The 16,719-nt window shown below is 61.5% G+C and carries 14 protein-coding genes; 7 read left to right on the top strand and 7 right to left on the bottom strand.

The features are described from left to right. Positions 1 to 43: 43 nt before the first annotated feature. From M2103_RS07280 to M2103_RS07260, 5 genes are all read right to left on the bottom strand, one after another. Positions 44 to 400 carry a four helix bundle protein gene (locus M2103_RS07280; RefSeq protein ID WP_277509674.1) on the bottom strand — a complete coding sequence of 119 codons (357 nt, stop codon included), beginning with the start codon at positions 398 to 400 and terminating at the stop codon, positions 44 to 46. Positions 401 to 417: 17 nt separating this feature from the next. Then, positions 418 to 1,083, bottom strand: coding sequence for an ABC transporter ATP-binding protein (locus M2103_RS07275; RefSeq protein ID WP_345783548.1), 666 nt, complete (start codon positions 1,081 to 1,083; stop codon positions 418 to 420). A 291-nt stretch (positions 1,084 to 1,374) separates the two neighbouring features. Continuing rightward, positions 1,375 to 2,766: an efflux RND transporter periplasmic adaptor subunit gene (locus M2103_RS07270; protein ID WP_277509672.1), complete on the bottom strand. Its 1,392-nt coding sequence runs from the start codon at positions 2,764 to 2,766 to the stop codon at positions 1,375 to 1,377. Between the two features lie 144 nt (positions 2,767 to 2,910). Continuing rightward, positions 2,911 to 3,648, bottom strand: a complete 738-nt coding sequence (locus tag M2103_RS07265) for a polyphosphate--glucose phosphotransferase (protein ID WP_277509671.1) — start codon at positions 3,646 to 3,648, stop codon at positions 2,911 to 2,913. Between the two features lie 168 nt (positions 3,649 to 3,816). Next, positions 3,817 to 4,350, bottom strand: a complete 534-nt coding sequence (locus tag M2103_RS07260) for a peptidylprolyl isomerase (RefSeq protein ID WP_277509670.1) — start codon at positions 4,348 to 4,350, stop codon at positions 3,817 to 3,819. A 372-nt stretch (positions 4,351 to 4,722) separates the two neighbouring features. Between M2103_RS07260 and M2103_RS07255 the strand changes: the two genes are divergently transcribed. Both M2103_RS07255 and M2103_RS07250 read left to right on the top strand, forming a co-directional pair. Next, positions 4,723 to 6,348: a PEP-CTERM sorting domain-containing protein gene (locus tag M2103_RS07255; protein WP_277509669.1), complete on the top strand. Its 1,626-nt coding sequence runs from the start codon at positions 4,723 to 4,725 to the stop codon at positions 6,346 to 6,348. Between the two features lie 264 nt (positions 6,349 to 6,612). Next, a complete protein-coding gene (locus tag M2103_RS07250; RefSeq protein WP_277509668.1) occupies positions 6,613 to 8,847 on the top strand; it encodes an NADP-dependent isocitrate dehydrogenase in 2,235 nt (744 codons plus the stop codon). A 527-nt stretch (positions 8,848 to 9,374) separates the two neighbouring features. On the opposite strand, the gene M2103_RS07245 is transcribed toward M2103_RS07250, so the two are convergent. Both M2103_RS07245 and dut read right to left on the bottom strand, forming a co-directional pair. Further along, on the bottom strand, positions 9,375 to 11,648 hold the full coding sequence (locus M2103_RS07245) for a hypothetical protein (protein WP_277509667.1): 2,274 nt from the start codon (positions 11,646 to 11,648) through the stop codon (positions 9,375 to 9,377). A 199-nt stretch (positions 11,649 to 11,847) separates the two neighbouring features. Then, positions 11,848 to 12,270, bottom strand: a complete 423-nt coding sequence (dut, locus tag M2103_RS07240) for a dUTP diphosphatase (RefSeq protein ID WP_277509665.1) — start codon at positions 12,268 to 12,270, stop codon at positions 11,848 to 11,850. A gap of 352 nt (positions 12,271 to 12,622) precedes the next feature. Between dut and M2103_RS07235 the strand changes: the two genes are divergently transcribed. Genes M2103_RS07235 through M2103_RS07215 form a run of 5 tightly spaced genes read left to right on the top strand, consistent with a single transcriptional unit; the run spans position 12,623 to position 16,716 of the window. Then, positions 12,623 to 13,081, top strand: coding sequence for a mraZ (locus tag M2103_RS07235; protein ID WP_277509664.1), 459 nt, complete (start codon positions 12,623 to 12,625; stop codon positions 13,079 to 13,081). Positions 13,082 to 13,095: 14 nt separating this feature from the next. Continuing rightward, on the top strand, positions 13,096 to 13,329 hold the full coding sequence (locus M2103_RS07230; RefSeq protein WP_277509663.1) for a hypothetical protein: 234 nt from the start codon (positions 13,096 to 13,098) through the stop codon (positions 13,327 to 13,329). Between the two features lie 16 nt (positions 13,330 to 13,345). Next, on the top strand, positions 13,346 to 14,296 hold the full coding sequence (gene rsmH, locus M2103_RS07225; RefSeq protein WP_277509662.1) for a 16S rRNA (cytosine(1402)-N(4))-methyltransferase RsmH: 951 nt from the start codon (positions 13,346 to 13,348) through the stop codon (positions 14,294 to 14,296). Positions 14,297 to 14,342: 46 nt separating this feature from the next. After that, complete coding sequence (locus M2103_RS07220; RefSeq protein WP_108823780.1) at positions 14,343 to 14,789, top strand: hypothetical protein; 447 nt, start codon at positions 14,343 to 14,345, stop codon at positions 14,787 to 14,789. 19 nt (positions 14,790 to 14,808) lie between these two features. Next, positions 14,809 to 16,716, top strand: a complete 1,908-nt coding sequence (locus tag M2103_RS07215; RefSeq protein ID WP_277509660.1) for a penicillin-binding protein 2 — start codon at positions 14,809 to 14,811, stop codon at positions 16,714 to 16,716. Positions 16,717 to 16,719 lie beyond the last annotated feature (3 nt).

Below are 16,719 nucleotides of genomic sequence, written 5' to 3'. Positions count from 1 at the left end.
GCGGCGGCTGAATGCGGAATGCGGATTTCGGAATGCGGAATGATTAGGACGCGGCGCGGCGCGCGGTGCGAATGGAGCTGACCATGATCGCGGTGAGTTCCTCGGATTCCTTTTTCAACGCGGCGAGTTTTTCGGCGGGCAACAATCCGGATTCTTCGATGAGTTCCAGCCAGAACGATGACTCGTCGGATTCTTCCTCGACTATGCCGAGTTTCGCGACGAATTCCGGTTTACTGCGTCCGCGACACGCGGAGCGATAATTTGCCGCCACCGATGTGGCTGAGCGCAACAGTTGTTTGCCGAGCACGCCGCCAGTCATTGTTCGCGGCAGGGCTTCGGTCATTTTAATGATGCGCAGGGCGAATTGTTTGGTTCGTTTTTTGAGGTCGTTGTTTTTCATGTTGTTTGGGGTTCGTTTCATTCCGCATTCCGAAATCCGAATTCCGCATTCAACTCGTCCGACTCGATCAGGCCGTCGCGAAGGCGCACGATTCTTCTGGCGTGCCTTGCGATGTCTTCCTCGTGGGTGACCACGATGAGCGTGTTGCCTTGTTTGTAGAGGTCCTCGAAAAGGGCCATGATTTCCTCGCCGGTGCGCGAATCGAGGTTTCCCGTCGGCTCGTCGGCGAGGATGATCGAGGGGGTGTTCACAAGGGCGCGCGCGATGGCAACGCGCTGGCGCTGTCCGCCGGAGAGTTCGTTGGGTTTGTGGTTCATGCGGTCGGCGAGGCCGACGTGCTCAAGCGCGGCGCGGGCGCGTTCGAGGCGGTCGTGGCGCGGCACGCCGGCGTAGATGAGCGGGAGCTCGACGTTGTGCAGCGCGGTCGAGCGGGCGAGCAGGTTGAAGGTTTGGAAGACGAAGCCGATTTCCTGGTTGCGGATCGCGGCGAGCTCGTCGTCCACCATGTGGGCGACGTTTTTCCGGTTGAATTCGTAGAGTCCGGCGGTCGGCGTGTCGAGGCAGCCAAGCATGTTCATGAGCGTCGATTTTCCGCTGCCGGACGGGCCCATGATGGCGAGGTATTCGTTGCGATGGATTTTGAGGGCGACGCCGCGCAGCGCGTGGATCGTCTCGGTGCCCATGTGGTAGAGTTTCGTGACGCCTTCGATTTCGATGACGAGCGAGCCGGGCGGACGGTATTCGCGCGCGGGGGGGATTGGCGTGGCGGCGTTGGGAGATTCGTGGGGGGCGAAGGTCATTGGGAAAATTTTCGATTTTCGATTTGGCAGACTGTCGCTGTCGCTCGAAACGATTTTCGATTGGGAGCTGCCGCTCCGCTTTCGATTTCGGGCACGCGCGGAAGCGCGCAATCGAAAATCGAAAATCGAGAATCGAAAATAATAAACAGGCTCATTGTTTAAGGCGGCACCGCATTACTTCTTGCCCGGCTTCCGCGCGTCCTCCACCACGTCCATGCCGTCGCGGAGGATGCGGGTGATGGCGGCGTAGCTGCCCGAGACGATTTTGTCGCCTTCCTTCACGCCGGTTTTGATTTCCATGTGCGTGGTGTCGGCGATGCCGGTTTCGACGGGCACCATTTTAACCTTCGCGCCTTCGAGAACAAACACGACGCGGTCGAGCGACTCGCGGTCGTTGCGCTCGGAGAGGCGCTTGTCGCGGGTGTTGACCGCGGTGGCGGCGCCCTCGCCTTTTGTCTCGGAGCTTTTCCTGGCGCGGTCGGCGGCGAGCTGGTCCATGGTTTTGCTGCCTTCGCGCGAGCGGACGGTGACGGACTGGATGGGCACGGCGACGACGTTTTCGACGGTTTGCGTCTCGACGTCGGCGTTGGCGCTCATGCCGGGGCGGATGGGGATGTCCTTGTCGAGGATGCGGATTTTCACCTGAAAGTTGGTGACTTCCTCCTGCGTGTTGCTGCCGGTGGTCTTGGCGGCGGAGCCGATTTCCTTCACGACGGCGTCGAACTTGCGACCGGGAAAGGCGTCGATGGTGACGCGGGCCTTGTCGCCAACCTTCACGTTGACGATGTCGTTTTCGTTGATGTCCACGCGCACTTCCATGTTGGTGAGGTCGGCGACGCGCATCATTTCGGTGCCGGCGAATTGTCCCGTGCCGACGACGCGCTCGCCGACTTCCGAGGTGCGCGAGCTGATGGTGCCGTCGATGGGCGAGTAGATGGTGGTTTTGTCGAGCTGGTCCTTGGCCTGGTTGAGCAGGCCCTCGGAGCTGTTGATGGAGGCGTTGGCGGCGTCGAGGTTGGCGCGGGCGCGGTCGTGGAGGGCTTTCGTGGCGATGAAGTCGGATTCGGAAATGAGGTTTGTTTTGTAGAGGCCCTCGGCGCGCTTGAGGTCGTCCTCGGTTTTGATGAGCTGCACTTGCGCGTCGGCGGCGGAGGCGCGCGCGGAGGCGAGCGCGGCTTCGCGTTGCTCGACTTGGAAGCGGTAGTTGTCGGCTTTTATTTGCGCGAGCAGGTCGCCTTTTTTCACATACGCGCCCTCGCGAAACGGCAGCTCAAGGATTTCGCCGGCGACTTCGGGGGAAATTTTCACCTCGGTCTCGGGCTGTATTTTTCCGGTGGCCGAGACGATTTGCGTGATTGTTTTGATGATCGCCGGCTCGACGGTCACGCGCTGCGCCTTCGGGCCGCGCTTGCCCGCGGCGACGGCGGCGATGACGAGGACGACGACAACGAGGCCGCTGACAAGGAGCAGCAGCCCCTTGCGCGATTTGCGGCGCGGGCGCGTTGCGCTTGGGCGGGTGACGGTCTGGTTGGGTGCGGAGGACGAGGGAGATGCGGGGGATGACATTGGCTTGGAACGGAAAAGGGAGTGCAGGAATGAGGGGATGAAAGAACGAGGCGTGCTTTCCAAACACCCCGGCGGCGGGAGAAGTTACAATTATTTTTTTGGCGGCGCGCGGCAGGCCGTGCACACACCGAGGAAATCGTTGCGTCAGATTTTGCCCGTGCCCGCGAGCGCCGCGCCGACGATGCCGGCGTCGTTGAAAAATTCCGCGGGCACGAGGCGCGCGCGGGTTTTCATGTATTTGAAATATTTGTCGTGCTTGTCGCTCACGCCGCCGCCGATGATGATCAGCTCGGGCCAGAGCAACTTTTCGAGAACGCGCACGTAGTCGCCGAGCTGCGTGCCCCACTCCTTCCAGGAAAGATCGCGCTGTTTTCGCGCGGAGGCGGCGACGAATTTTTCGGCGGATTTCCCGCGAATCGGCAAATGCCCCAGCTCGGTGTTCGGCTGCAACACGCCGCGCCAGAACAGCGCCGAGCCGATGCCCGTGCCGAGCGTCAGCAAAAGCACCGCGCCCTTCTCGCCGCGACCCGCGCCGAAGCGCATTTCGGCCACGCCGGCGGCGTCGGCGTCGTTGATGACGCTCACGCGGCACTTCGTGGCTTTTTCGATGACGGCGACGAGGTCGCAGTCGATGAATTTTTTGTGGAGGTTGGCCGAGGTGCGAATCATCGGGCCCTGCGCGACGCCGGGAAAACCCGCGCCGATGCGTCCGCGCCAGCGGAAATGTTTCGCGATTTCCGCGATGATTTCGCCGAGCCGTTGCGGCGAAACCTTGTCGGGCGTTTCGATGCGATAACGCTCCGCGAGGAGTTTTCCAGTGCGAGTGTCAACCGGCGCGCCTTTGACCGCCGATCCGCCGATGTCGATGCCGAGAACGTTCATGAGGATGAGGATTGTTTAAGATTTAAGATTAAGGTGTTACTCCAAATTTAATTTTCCTGAATTTTTTAACCACGGATTACACGGATTAACACGGATAAATGCAAAAGCGCTGGAGTCCGCATCCGTGTATATCCGTGTAATCCGTGGTCATGTGTTTTTAGTAAAATTTCAGCAGCCTTCGCAGTCGCCGTTTTCGCAATCGCAGTCGCCGTCCTTGCAACTGCCGCGCTGTTTGCCGCAGCCGCAGCGCCGCGCGTTTGCCAGTTGCTCGATTTCCCCGGCGGTCGCCTCGCGCACGGCGACGATCTCGACGTGAAACGTCAGGTCCACGCCCGCGAGCGGATGATTGGCGTCGAGCGTGATCTCGTCGCCCTCGACGGCGGACACGGTGACGACGGGCGCGCGCGGATCGGGCGCGGTGCGGAACTGGTCGCCGACGCTTATCTCGCCCTCGACGGGGAGCATGGAGCGGTTGACCTTGTGCAGGAGCGATTCGTCGCGCGCGCCGTAAGCCAGGGCGGAGGGGACGTTGACGGTGGTTTTGGTTCCGGCGGACAGCCCGCTGAGCTGTGTTTCCAGCCCGTCGATGATCTGCCCGGCGCCCTCCATGTAGCTTACCGGTTCGCCGCCGACCGACATGTCGATCATGTTTCCCGAGGCGTCGCGCAATGTGTAGTGAAAAGTGACGATATTTTGTGACATTAAAAAGAAGTAAACCCCCTACCCGCTTCCTTGGGGTTCCGCAAGAAACAACAATCGGGCCACCAAAAAACCGAGCCCCAAGGTTTGCCCCGAGCCATGGTTGCATCGCGGCGTTCATTTGGCGGGCCGTATTGCAGCAAGCGCGCCTCATGCAAACGCGCCATTCGCGGCAATGGCCTATTTGTGGTCATAAATTCCCTTTTTCCGCGCATTCTGATCCTCTTCGAGGTCGTCCACCCCCTGTTTTGATCTTGCGACCACAACGCGTCGTTTTTTACATTTATCTGCACGGGAATTGGTTTCCAAAAAAATCTCGCGCGCACCAGCTATCAGCTTGCAAATGCAAATCACTTTATCTAACAATCCCGCCCAGTGAAACGCCTGCTCATCGCCTTATCATTTCTAGCCGCAGTCACATTGACCGCCGCCGATTACACGTGGACAGGCGCCGCCGGCGACGGCAATTACGACAATCCTCTCAACTGGACCTTCAGAAAAATCCCCTCGGCCAACAACGGCACGGAAACCGTGTATCTGACCGAGGAGGGCGCGGGCACGATCAATTTCGACGCCAGCAAGATTCGCCTCAAAGCGCTCGTCTTCCTTAACTCCACACCTTACACCTTCTCGGGCAATGGGATAAACATCGGACTGGTCGATGGCATCACGCTGGGTTCCGGGGATGTGACACTCCACGGCGTGCAGATTGCCGGCGGCACCTTGCAAGTTGACGGGCCGGGAAAACTTTACATCAGCAACCCCGTCGCCGACGCCACCACCGTCGTTCCGCTCGACATTCGCGGCACCGGCAAAGTTATTTTGACCGGACGCAAGGAAGGCATGGATGAAAAGTCCCCGCAAACATACACACTTTCATCGGAAGCCTACCTGGGATACACGGAAAACTTTGCCACCAGCTTCGCGGAATTCCTCCAGAGCATCAACGCCATCACCGACCCCAACGCCATCGTGGGCATAGACAGCGTCGATTCCTCGACCACCCGCACCGTTTCCGACACCATCGACCTTTCCCTGCTTGGCAGAACCGAGCAAACCACGCCCTACTACATCGGCACCACAAGCAACATCAACCTCACCGGCCTAATCACGCCCACGCTCACCGCGGGAGGCGGCTACGACGCGCTTTATCTGGCGGCGCTTGACGACGGCTATCTGAAAATTTCCTCCCAGCTCGGCGGTTCGACCTCGCAAGTGAACACCGTTGTCATAGGCAAGGCCGGCTTGGACAACCAAGGCACTGTCGAAATCGCCGCCTCCAACTCCTACAGCGGAGGCACGCGCGTCCTCGGCGGAACGCTGTTTGTCAACACCAACAATGCCCTCGGCGCCACCTCCGGCACCGTTTCCGTCTCATCCGGCGCCACGCTCAATCTCGGTTCCAGTGCGTCGGTGTCGCTTTACAACCCCGTCGTGCTCGACCCCGGCTCCACCATCACCGGCTACGGCAACTACCTCTCGCACATCACGCTCAGCACCGGCGCAAACCTCGTTCCCGGCGGCTTCGGGCGGATAGGCGAAATCCATTTTCATTCCCCCGGCACCAGCCTCACACTCGAGGCCGGCGCCATCTGGCACGTCGACCTCACCGCCACCAGCAGCGACAGGCTCTGCGCATGGAATAACATCGACATTCTGGGCAACCGGCTCGTCCCCATCGTCATCAACCTCTACTCGGTAAACAGCAACGGCTTCGGCCCCCTGCTCGACTTCGATTACACCCAGTCCTACACATGGACGATCCTCTCCCGCAACCAAAGCCTCACCGGCTTTGACCCCGATTACTTTAATATCAACGCCGACGCTCTTCTCGCCTACAACCCCAAGCTCGCGGGTCTCGGTGATTTTAATATCGAACAAATCGGCAACGATCTCGCCATCACCTTCACCCCCGTTCCCGAACCCGGCACCTACGCGCTCATGCTCCTCGGCCTCGCCACGATGGGCGTCATGAAATACCGCCGCCGAAAAAAAGTTTGAGACCCAAGATTGGGGGCGAATCCCCAAATAAGGCATAATCACGGGGAGCCACGGAATCGGGAAAAATCCACCGGCAACTCTTCACGGATTTCTCCGTGTCACTCAGTGCCCTCCGTGGTTAAAAAATCAAAAAACCTTAATTCGGGATAAAATCTAGGTTTAAGGACAAGCCACCGCCGTCATCATCCTAAACTTAATCTTTAGACTTAAACCCTGAGCTTTGTTTTGACCCTGCGCGCATCTGGCATACGAAATACCCAACGTATGTCAGCCACCACACCCGCCATCATCTACACCAAGACCGACGAAGCCCCCGCGCTCGCCACCCATTCGCTCCTGCCCATCGTGCGGGCGTTCACCAAACACGCGGGAATCACGGTCGAGACGCGCGACATCTCCCTCGCCGGACGCATCCTCGCCGCCTTCGCCGACCTGCTCCCCGAAAACCAGCGCACCCCCGACGCCCTCGCCGAACTCGGCGCGCTCACCCTCCGCCCCGAGGCCAACATCATAAAACTCCCCAACATCTCCGCCTCCGTCCCCCAGCTCTCCGCCGCCATCAACGAACTCCGCGCCCACGGCTACAACCTCCCCGATTACCCCGCCAACCCCGCGACCGACGCCGAGCGCGACATCCGCGCCCGCTACGACCGCGTCAAAGGCTCCGCCGTCAACCCCGTTCTCCGCGAAGGCAACTCCGACCGCCGCGCCCCGAAAGCCGTCAAGGAATACGCCCGCAAACACCCGCACTCCATGGGCGCCTGGACACCCGACTCCAAAACCAACGTCGTCCACATGGACGGCGGCGACTTTTACTCCAACGAAAAATCCGTCACCCTCCCCGCCGCCACCACCGTCCGCATCGACCTCGTCTCGCCCGACGGCGCGCTCATCAAAACCCTCAAGGAAAAACTCCCCCTCCTCGAAGGCGAAATCCTCGACGCCACCGTCATGAGCAAACGCGACCTCGTCGCCTTCTACGAAACCCAAATCGCCCGCGCACGCTCCGAAGGCATTCTCCTCTCCCTCCACCTCAAGGCCACCATGATGAAAGTCTCCGACCCCATCATGTTCGGCCACGCCGTGCGCGCCTACCTCAAGGACTACCTCGCCGCGCACGCCGCCGCGCTCGCCCCCCTCGGCATCGACCTCAACAACGGCATCGGCGACCTCGTCGCCAAAATACAAACCCTTCCCGAAGACCAACGAGCCCCCCTCGAAACCGGCCTCAACGCCGCGCTCGCCGCCGGCCCCGCCCTCGCCATGGTCAACTCCGACAAAGGCATCACCAACCTCCACGTCCCCAGCGACATCATCGTGGACGCCTCCATGCCCGCCATGATCCGCACCTCCGGAAAAATGTGGAACGCCGAGGGCAAACTCCAGGACACCCTCGCCCTCATCCCCGACGCCTCCTACGCCCCCGTCTATCAAGCCGTCATCGAGGACTGCAAAAAACACGGCGCCTACGACCCGCGCACCATGGGCACCGTCCCCAACGTCGGCCTCATGGCCCAAGCCGCCGAGGAATACGGCTCGCACAACAAAACATTCGAGATTCCCGCCAACGGACTCGTCCGCGTCATCGACACCGCCAACGGCGACATTCTCATCGAGCACACCGTCGAGGCCGGCGACATCTGGCGCGCCTGCCAGACCAAGGACGCCGCCGTCCTCGACTGGGTGAAACTCGCCATCACCCGCGCCCGCGCCACCGGCGCGCCCGCCATCTTCTGGCTCGACCGCAACCGCGCGCACGACGCCGAACTCATTGCCAAAGTCCTCCCCGCCATCACCACGCACGACACCACCGGCCTCGACATCCGCCTCCTCGCCCCCGCCGCCGCCTGCCGCGCCACCCTCGAACGCCTCCGCGCCGGACAGGACACGATCAGCGTCACCGGCAACGTCCTGCGCGACTACCTCACCGACCTCTTCCCCATCCTCGAACTCGGCACCAGCGCCAAAATGCTCTCCATCGTCCCCCTCATGAACGGCGGCGGCCTCTTTGAAACCGGCGCCGGCGGCTCCGCGCCCAAGCACGTCCAGCAATTCCTCGGGGAAAACTACCTGCGCTGGGACAGCCTCGGCGAATTCCTCGCCCTCGCCGTCTCGCTCGAGCACCACGCCACCGCGAACAAAAACCCCAAGGCGCAAATCCTCGCCGACACGCTCGACGCCGCCACGGGCCAGTTCCTGGAAAACAACAAATCACCCGCGCGCAAAGTCGGCCAGATCGACAACCGCGGCAGCCACTTCTACCTCGCCCTCTACTGGGCGCAACAACTCGCCGCGCAAGACAAGGACGCTGATCTGAAAAAAATCTTCGCCCCCGTCGCCGAAAAACTCGCCGCCGCCGAGACGACAATCGCCGCCGAACTCATCGCCGTCCAAGGCAAGCCCGCCGACATCGGCGGCTACTACCAACCCGACGCTGCCAAAGCCTCCGCCGCCATGCGCCCCAGCGCGACATTTAATAATATACTGGCTGAATTATAATATTCACCAGTCGGGTTTCATTATATAATTCGCGCATTATTATATGCGCCTGAATTGAACACGGGCGCATCTCAATTTTTTTGCCGACAAACGCGTGCGCAAGGAGCGGCTGCGTCTCGCTGCCGGACGCGAGCAAAGCGAGCGCCCCTCGCGTATTTGGTTATCGAATTCAAAATGGTTTCGATGGCGCATTCGTATTCGCCATTCGCGCACGCGCAGCCAAATGGCGAGGCCGTTGGCCTCATCCGGCGGCGGGACGCGCGCCGCTCCTTGCGCACGCGCCCCTTCACACGTCTCAACACTTTGGAGTGCGGCGGCAGAGGCCGCAGGCCGGCGACGCCGCTTTCACGCGGGGAAAGTTGCATCCGTTTGGCGCCGAGGGAACGCCTGCAAGCCTAACGCCAAAGGCGTCACACAACTTAGCCCCGGGTGAGCGCGCAGCGCGCCCCGCAGGGTTCCCAACAGCATGCCGACTGCGCCCTGAAGGGGCGCGACAACATGCGATGTGCCTGATTGGTTGCGCCCGTTTAGTCCAGCCCCGTCCCCGAAATCTCATGCAACGCGTCCGCGAGCGTGCGGCAAAAAATATCATCCATGCGCGCGCAGTCTTCGTCGGAAATTGTCACCACGCGGTTGTCGCTTTTGAGCAGGCGTGTGATTGTCGCTGCGATTTTTTTCCTATTCGCGGGATTCCGTTGCGCGAGCGTTTTCAGCATTCCGCAGATATCGGGAACAAGCGGCAGCAACCGGTGTTCACGCGTCGCCTTTTTTAGTGCCGTGAGATTTGTCGCCAGCCCTTTCGGATGATCGGGCTGCAATTGCAACAAGGCGCCCATCGCCGTGACCGGCACGCACTCATCCTTGCCGGACCATGTCGAGCGGCCCTTTGCGACAATCGACTCCAGCATCTCCACCAACGAGTCCATCAGATTTTTCGGCGTGTCTTTGGAAAGCCGGACAGCAAGCGCGCAGGCGTTTGGCAGCGGGCGCTCCGCCTTGTCGATAATCGCCAGCAATGTCGGCCACGCGCTTTTTGCCCCATCGACGCCGGCCAGCGCGCGAATAGCGAGCAACTGTTCCTCGCGCGCCGGAAAACTCGTCGCCGCCTTGCCGGTGATCAATGCGCGGCACAACGCATGAAACGCCGCGCCGGGACGCGCCGACCACGCCGTGAGCAAATCGCTCAAAAAATGCCTCGCCTTTCCCTCCTTGTCATTTCGCTCATACGCCGCGCGCGCCAATTCGAAATGCCGCGCGTCGCCCTTCAATTGCGCCAGCGCAATGTGCGGCCACATCGCCGTGTTCGAGCCGCGCGCGTCGAGTTCTTGCGCAAGCTCCTCAAGCCGCGGAATCGCCGCGGCGCACCGCCATGAGCCGAGGAGAAGCGACGCCTTTTGCACCGCCTTCGGCAAGCCGTCCATGACTTCGCGAGCGAGCGTTGACGCCTTTTCCACCGGCCATGTTTCGAGAAGCTCGCACCACGACGACGGCTCAACCGCGATGCGTTTTTTCGCGCGCGCCAGCAGGCGCGGCGTGCAGGGAGCCTTTTCGCGCGCAAACGCAATGGCAAACGTGGAGCACATGGCGTTGTGTCCAACCCAATCAGTCTCTAGCGACGCCTCGTCCAAAAGCCGGTCCCAGCGCTTGTCGCCCGCGCGCAACAACGCCAGCGCGCCGTCCGCCCGCAAGTCGCGCAAATAAGATTGTTCGCCGAGCCCGGAGCCGGTGGGCCGCTTCACCGTCTGCGCCCAGGTCGGCGACGGATCGCCCGTGGCAACTTCTATAATCGCATCGGCCGCGCGCCCGCCAACCCCGGTATTCCCGAGCATGTGCACAAGCCGGCGGCGCATGTCCGCGTGCGGTTTCCGCGCCACCTTGAGAAGCACGTCCAGCGCCGCGTCCGCCGACGCGCGCGAAATGCCCGCCAGCGCCGCGGCGCCATCAATGGCCGAACGCTGCACCGCCGGGCTTTTTTGCGCCGCGAGCGCGTCGAGCAACGGCAGCACCGCGCCCTTGCGCGCCATGACCAGTTCCACAATGGCGTCGCCACAAACACCCCGCGCCTCCAATTTTTCCGCGCACGCGTCCCAGTGTTTTGCCAGCGTTTCTAAATGCCACGGCTCGATTTCCGCGCCCGACTGCACCGCCTTCCACGCCGTCGCAAACACGACCGATGGCGCGCTCTTCTCCCTGAGCGCGTCCACCTCCGCCCTCGACAACGCGCCTCCCGCCACGAGCGCGCGGATGATCGCCGCCTTGGCGTCGTTGTCCTTTTCCACGGACAACTGCCGCCGAAGCATCGCGATTATTTTTCCCGGCACCGGCAGGGACGCCTGCGCCACCTGCGCCGCCAGCGCGCGCAGCTCCGGCGCCGGGTCGCTCACCACGCTGGCAACCATTTCGCACGCGCCGGCCAGCGCCGCGCGACAGCGCGCGTCAAAATCCTTCATGTTGGTTCCGCGCGGCAAATACCCCGGTGCCCGCGACCAACCCGCGCGTATCGATTCGCCAAACCCGATCAGAAACCACAACGCCTCCTTGCGCCCCCGCGCGCCGGGGCACGCGGCGATCCGCGCAAAAAACGGAATCGCCGGAATCGTCGCCGTGTAAATCGTGCCCTGGTGCAGGATGGCTGCGAACAGTTCCGAGCTCGCATGATCGGCCGCCTTGGCGTCGCCGTCCACCAGCGCGCGCAAATGCCCCGGCACATCCGACGCGTCGCCATAGGCGTGAGAAAGTTTGCCCCATGAAACCGAATCAATGCCGGCAAGCGGATTTTGTTTATTGGAGTTCGCGGACATTGACTTTTCAGCTTACACAACCGCGCGCCCCGCCGGACAAGGGCGAACAGTTAAATATTGAGCGCATCGTTCGGGCATGGCGTTTATGTTTAAAAATATTCTAATATCAATTCAAGCACCGGCACGTGCGCGCACTCTTTATTATTCTAATATAAAATTAATAATTACGGGTCGAGCATCATCATACCCCGCCTTTATATTATTTCCCCGTGCTTCCAAACCCGCCCGCGCCGCGGCTTGTGTCATCCAGTTCGCCAGCCTCGACCGGCGTCGGATAGGCGCATTTCTCGATTATAAATTGCGCGATACGATCGCCCTTTTTGAATAATACAGGTTCCTGCGACGTGTTTAATAATACAACACCAAGCTCGCCGCGATACGCCTCGTCCACCACGCCCGCAAGGCAATGCACGCCGAGCTTCCATGCGTTGCCCGAGCGGTCGGCAACGCGGCCGTAATGCCCCTCGGGCACCGCAACCGCCAGCCCCGTTTTCGCCAGCGCGCGTTTGCCCGGCTCAATCGAAAAATCCTCGATCGAATATAAATCCAACCCCGCGTCGGTTGGATTCGCGCGTGATGGAATTCTGGCCTCGGGTGACAATTTTTTGAACTGAATGATCATGGTGGGGATGATGTGGAGGGTTGTTTTGCCGTCATTTGATCTTGTCGGCTCCCGACCAAAGGCAACCCCAAAGCCACTTGCGCGCATCTGGCGCTCAAAATACGCGGAGTTTTCCGGAATTCTCCTCGAACACGCCTTCGCAACCATCATCAAATCAAGTCGTTTTGCAACTTTCTGAGAATAACGCGCGGCTCGCTCACAGCTTATTCACAATTTCGTGTGAATAAGTTTTCCGTTAAAACCATCAAAAATCCTCACTTCCGCAATTTTTGGGCTTGAATGAAATGGAGGAAAATGGATTGATGTGGAGAGATTTGGAGCGACTTGTAAAAAACGCCGCTTCATCACACCGATGACACCACAAGGCACAGCAGTTTATTCCGGCGAATACCGCCACGCCCTCGACGACAAGAATCGCCTCACGATTCCGTCGCCGTGGCGCACGCCCGAGGCCATCGGAGTGTCGTTCCTTGCCGTCCCCCAACACGACGACGAAGGCAACCGCTTCATCGCCGTGCTCACGCCCGCCAAAGTGGCCTCCATCCACGCCAAGTCGGATCAAATCCCCATCTCCAACGTCAAGGGCCGCCAGGCGCTCGCCCGCTTTTTCTCGAAGTCGAAAGATTTCAGCTACGACAAGCAGGGCCGCGCCGCCATTTCGCCGGAGCACTGCGAGCACGCCGGCATCACCCGCGACGCCGTCCTCGTTGGCTCGATGGACAACTTTTTCATCTACAGCCCCGAAACATGGGCTCGCATTTCCAAACCCGAGGCCGACGACAACAGCGTCCTCGCCCAGCTCGGCATCTAACGCGCGCAAAAGCCATGGTCATTCCCAACGACAATCCGCCTTCCGCGCCCGCCGCCACCTCGCGCCTCGATGGAAACATCCGTGCGCGCCTCTGGCATTTCCGCCTGATGCGCGCCAGCCTCAGCCCGGCCGCGTTCACCGCGCGCCGCGCAACCGCCCGCTCCCACTCTCAACACGCCATGGGCGCGCACGCCGCCGCCCCGTCCAACGATGTCCGGCCTGGAAACGAAACCCGCCATGCCGCATGAGCCAGAAAACAACGTCATGCCTGCAACCGGACAACATCAACCCGTTCTCCTCAATGAGGTGATCGCGCTCCTCTCGCCGCGCGACAACGGGCGTTATCTCGACGGCACGTTCGGAGGAGGAGGCCACACGCGCGCCATCCTCGAGGCCGCGACCGGCTCCTTCGTCTTCGCCTTCGACCGCGATCCCGCCGCCGCCGCGCGCGCCGACAGGCTTGCGCGCGAATTTCCCGGGCGTATCCAGTTAACGAATACCGATTTCGCGCGCCTCGCCGAGCCCGACGCCGAGCCCGCGGACGGCTCCGGCATCGCAAACCTCGACGGCGCGCTCTTCGACCTCGGTCTTTCCTCCTTCCAGCTCGACGAAACCGGGCGCGGATTCTCATTCCGCACCGACGCTCCCGCCGACATGCGCATGGATCCGCGCTCCGGAATCCCCGCAGGCGCGTGGCTTGAAACCGCGCCCGAGGAGGAAATCGTCCGCGCCATCCGCAACTACGGCGAGGAACCAAGCTGGCGCCGCGTCACCCGCGCGCTCATCGCGGCCCGCGGCTCCGGCGCGCTTGCGCACACATCCTCGCTCGCGAACGTCATCGCCGACGCGATTCCCGCGCGCGAACGCCGCGCGTCCAAAATCCACCCGGCCACGCGCTCGTTCCAAGGCATCCGCATTTTCATCAACGACGAACTCGCGTCCATAGAGCGCGCGCTGCCCGCCGCCTTCGCCCGCCTCGCACCCGGGGGAATCCTCTGCGTGATCAGCTTCCACTCACTCGAGGACCGCATCGTCAAGACACTCTTCCGGCGGCTCTGCGGCCAGCCCGAAAGCGCCGCCGATTCCCGCCCGCAGCAGTTCCGCGACAAACACGCTGAGCCGCTCACCCGCAAACCCATCGTCCCCGGCGACGATGAAATCTCCGCCAATCCGCGAAGCCGCTCCGCGAAGCTCCGCGCCATCAAAAAACTCTGACGCCCGCGCGCCACAGTCATTCCGCATTACAAAAAAAGCATTTCCAATGAAAACTTCCTCACTCAACAAAGGCTATATCACCACTCTCACCGCCCTCGTGCTGGCGTCGGTATTCTGCCTGGGCGCGTCCACCTTCGCCGTTGTCTGGCAGCAGCAAAGCAATGTCCGCGTCGCGAAAGAAAGCGGCAAACTTGAAAACAGCATCGCGAGCCTCCAGCGCCACCAGGCCGAGCTCAACAACAAGATCGCCACCGCGCAGACGCTTGAGGCGCTGAACCGCCGCAACGCCCAGTTCCGCCTCAACCTCGCCGCGATCCGCGAGCAACAACTCGTGCGCGTCACCCGCGACCCGAAGCTTCTTCTCGACCTGAAACGCAACATGGAGCGCATCGGTTTCATGCCCGCCGCGCCCGCCGCCGACGCGCCCCTGCTCGCGCGTCCCGACACCAACACCACGCCTTCCCTCATCCGCTTTGTGAGCATGAGCCACTAAGCCGCGCCACCATCAACCCATGCCCAAGGGCTTCGCATCCAACAAACGCATAATTATCGTCGCCGTTTGCATTTTTGCAATCTTCTGCGCGGTGCCCGTGCGTCTTGTTCAGTTGCATGTGACCCAGCGCGACCAGCGCGTCGCCGACGCCAGCAAAGCCCGCCGCAAATTCGACGTCGAACACTCGCGCCGCGGCGACATCGTTGACAAGCACGGCGACATCCTCGCCACCAGCCGCTTCCTCGTCCAGGTCGCCGTCGATCCCGTCGAATACGAAAAGACCTACAACCGGTTCGCCGAAAGCAAAAAAGCCGCCGCGCTCATCGCCGGGGAAAACGAAAAGTGGGCCAGGCTCGCCGATCTCGTCGGCGTGCCCCACGCCGAGGTCACCCGCATCTGCAACAACAAAATCTTCCTCCGCACGGAAACGACCAAGGACGGCACCAGGGACGTCTACGGCTCATTTTCCTGGATCAACCGAGACGGCGTCCCCGAGGACGTTTACAAAAAAATCGCCGATCTCAACATCAAGAGCGGCCTTGTGTTGAAGCGCGTTTACGAACGCACTTATCCACACAACCAGCTCGCCGCGCACATCCTCGGTTTTGTCAACAAGGAGCAGACCGCTGTCATTGGCTCGGAAAAAGCGTTCAATTGCTACCTCAAGGGATTCAACGGATGGCGCGAATCCGAGAAAGACGTCCGCAGCCGCGAGCTCGTTCAGTTCCGCTCGCGCGAAGTTCCCGCAGTCGACGGCTACACTGTCAAGCTCACCATCGACTCCGTCATCCAAAAATGGGCCGAGGAGGAACTCGCCGATCTCGCCGCTAAATTCTCGCCTCAACACGCCACCATCATAATCAGCGACGCGCAGACCGGCGCGCTCCTCGCCCTCGCCAACCACCCCACCTACAACCCCAACGACTACGGCAAGGCGCCCGAGGAAGCCTTCGATAATTTCGCCATCCAATCCTACATCGATCCCGGCTCCACCTTCAAAATCGTCGTCGCCTCGGCCGCGCTCAACGAGGGGCTCGTAACGCCCGACACTCGCTTCGACTGCTCCAGGGATGTTGCCGAATACAAAGGCCGCACCCTCCGCCTCATGGCCGACGACCACCGCTGGGACCATCCGCTCACCGTCTCGGAAATCATCTCCCACTCCAGCAACCGCGGCAGCGCGCTTCTCGCCATGCGTCTCGGCGACCAGCGTTTCTACGATTACATCCGCGCGTTCGGCTTCGGCTCGCACACCGGCCTGGCGCTCGGCGGCGAAGTCTTCGGCTCCATCTCCCACGTCAAAAATTGGAACGCCATCGACATCACGCGCATCCCCGCCGGCTACTCCATCGGCGCCACCCCGCTCCAAATCCATTACGCGATGGCCGCCATCGCCAACGACGGCGAACTCGTCACGCCGCAACTCCTCGCCGAGGTCCGCAAACCCGACGGCGAACTCGCGCTGCAATTCGGCAGGCAGACCCGCCGCCGCGTCATCACCCGCGAAACCGCGCGCACCATGCGCTCGCTCCTCCAACGCGTCGTCTCCTCCGACGGCACCGCCGGCAGAATCGCCATTCCCGGCTACCAGTTTGCCGGAAAAACCGGCACCGCCCAGCGCTTCATCCGCGAGTTCGCGCCGGGCGACACCGAGAGGAAAAAACCCATCCGCGTTTACTATTCCAAAACCAACCACGTCGGCTCCTTCTCGGGATTCTTCCCGGCCAGCGCGCCACGGGTTGTCATCACCGTGATTGTTGACGACGCCAGGCCCCCCAATGGACGCACCGCCTACGGCTCCACCGTCGCCGCCCCCAGTTTCAGGCATCTCGCCGAAAAACTCATTCCCTATCTCAACATCAAGCCGGTTCCCGAGGCCCGGCCCTCGCACCTCGGGTCCCAAACCGTCATCGCCACCAACCACTGATCC

Source organism: Ereboglobus sp. PH5-5 (genome assembly GCF_029504805.1).
Taxonomy (GTDB): Bacteria; Verrucomicrobiota; Verrucomicrobiia; order Opitutales; family Opitutaceae; genus Ereboglobus.
This window is presented reverse-complemented; position numbering and strand designations above follow the sequence as displayed.

Bases quoted from the DNA above. Each gene is read 5' to 3' on its own strand.
- M2103_RS07270 (WP_277509672.1), bottom strand. From the start codon at position 2,766: ATGTCATCCCCCGCATCTCCCTCGTCCTCCGCACCCAACCAGACCGTC.
- M2103_RS07250 (WP_277509668.1), top strand. From the start codon at position 6,613: ATGTCAGCCACCACACCCGCCATCATCTACACCAAGACCGACGAAGCC.
- rsmH (WP_277509662.1), top strand. From the start codon at position 13,346: ATGCCTGCAACCGGACAACATCAACCCGTTCTCCTCAATGAGGTGATC.
- M2103_RS07230 (WP_277509663.1), top strand. From the start codon at position 13,096: ATGGTCATTCCCAACGACAATCCGCCTTCCGCGCCCGCCGCCACCTCG.
- M2103_RS07235 (WP_277509664.1), top strand. From the start codon at position 12,623: ATGACACCACAAGGCACAGCAGTTTATTCCGGCGAATACCGCCACGCC.
- M2103_RS07275 (WP_345783548.1), bottom strand. From the start codon at position 1,083: ATGGGCACCGAGACGATCCACGCGCTGCGCGGCGTCGCCCTCAAAATC.
- dut (WP_277509665.1), bottom strand. From the start codon at position 12,270: ATGATCATTCAGTTCAAAAAATTGTCACCCGAGGCCAGAATTCCATCA.
- M2103_RS07220 (WP_108823780.1), top strand. From the start codon at position 14,343: ATGAAAACTTCCTCACTCAACAAAGGCTATATCACCACTCTCACCGCC.
- M2103_RS07280 (WP_277509674.1), bottom strand. From the start codon at position 400: ATGAAAAACAACGACCTCAAAAAACGAACCAAACAATTCGCCCTGCGC.
- M2103_RS07260 (WP_277509670.1), bottom strand. From the start codon at position 4,350: ATGTCACAAAATATCGTCACTTTTCACTACACATTGCGCGACGCCTCG.
- M2103_RS07245 (WP_277509667.1), bottom strand. From the start codon at position 11,648: ATGTCCGCGAACTCCAATAAACAAAATCCGCTTGCCGGCATTGATTCG.
- M2103_RS07265 (WP_277509671.1), bottom strand. From the start codon at position 3,648: ATGAACGTTCTCGGCATCGACATCGGCGGATCGGCGGTCAAAGGCGCG.
- M2103_RS07215 (WP_277509660.1), top strand. From the start codon at position 14,809: ATGCCCAAGGGCTTCGCATCCAACAAACGCATAATTATCGTCGCCGTT.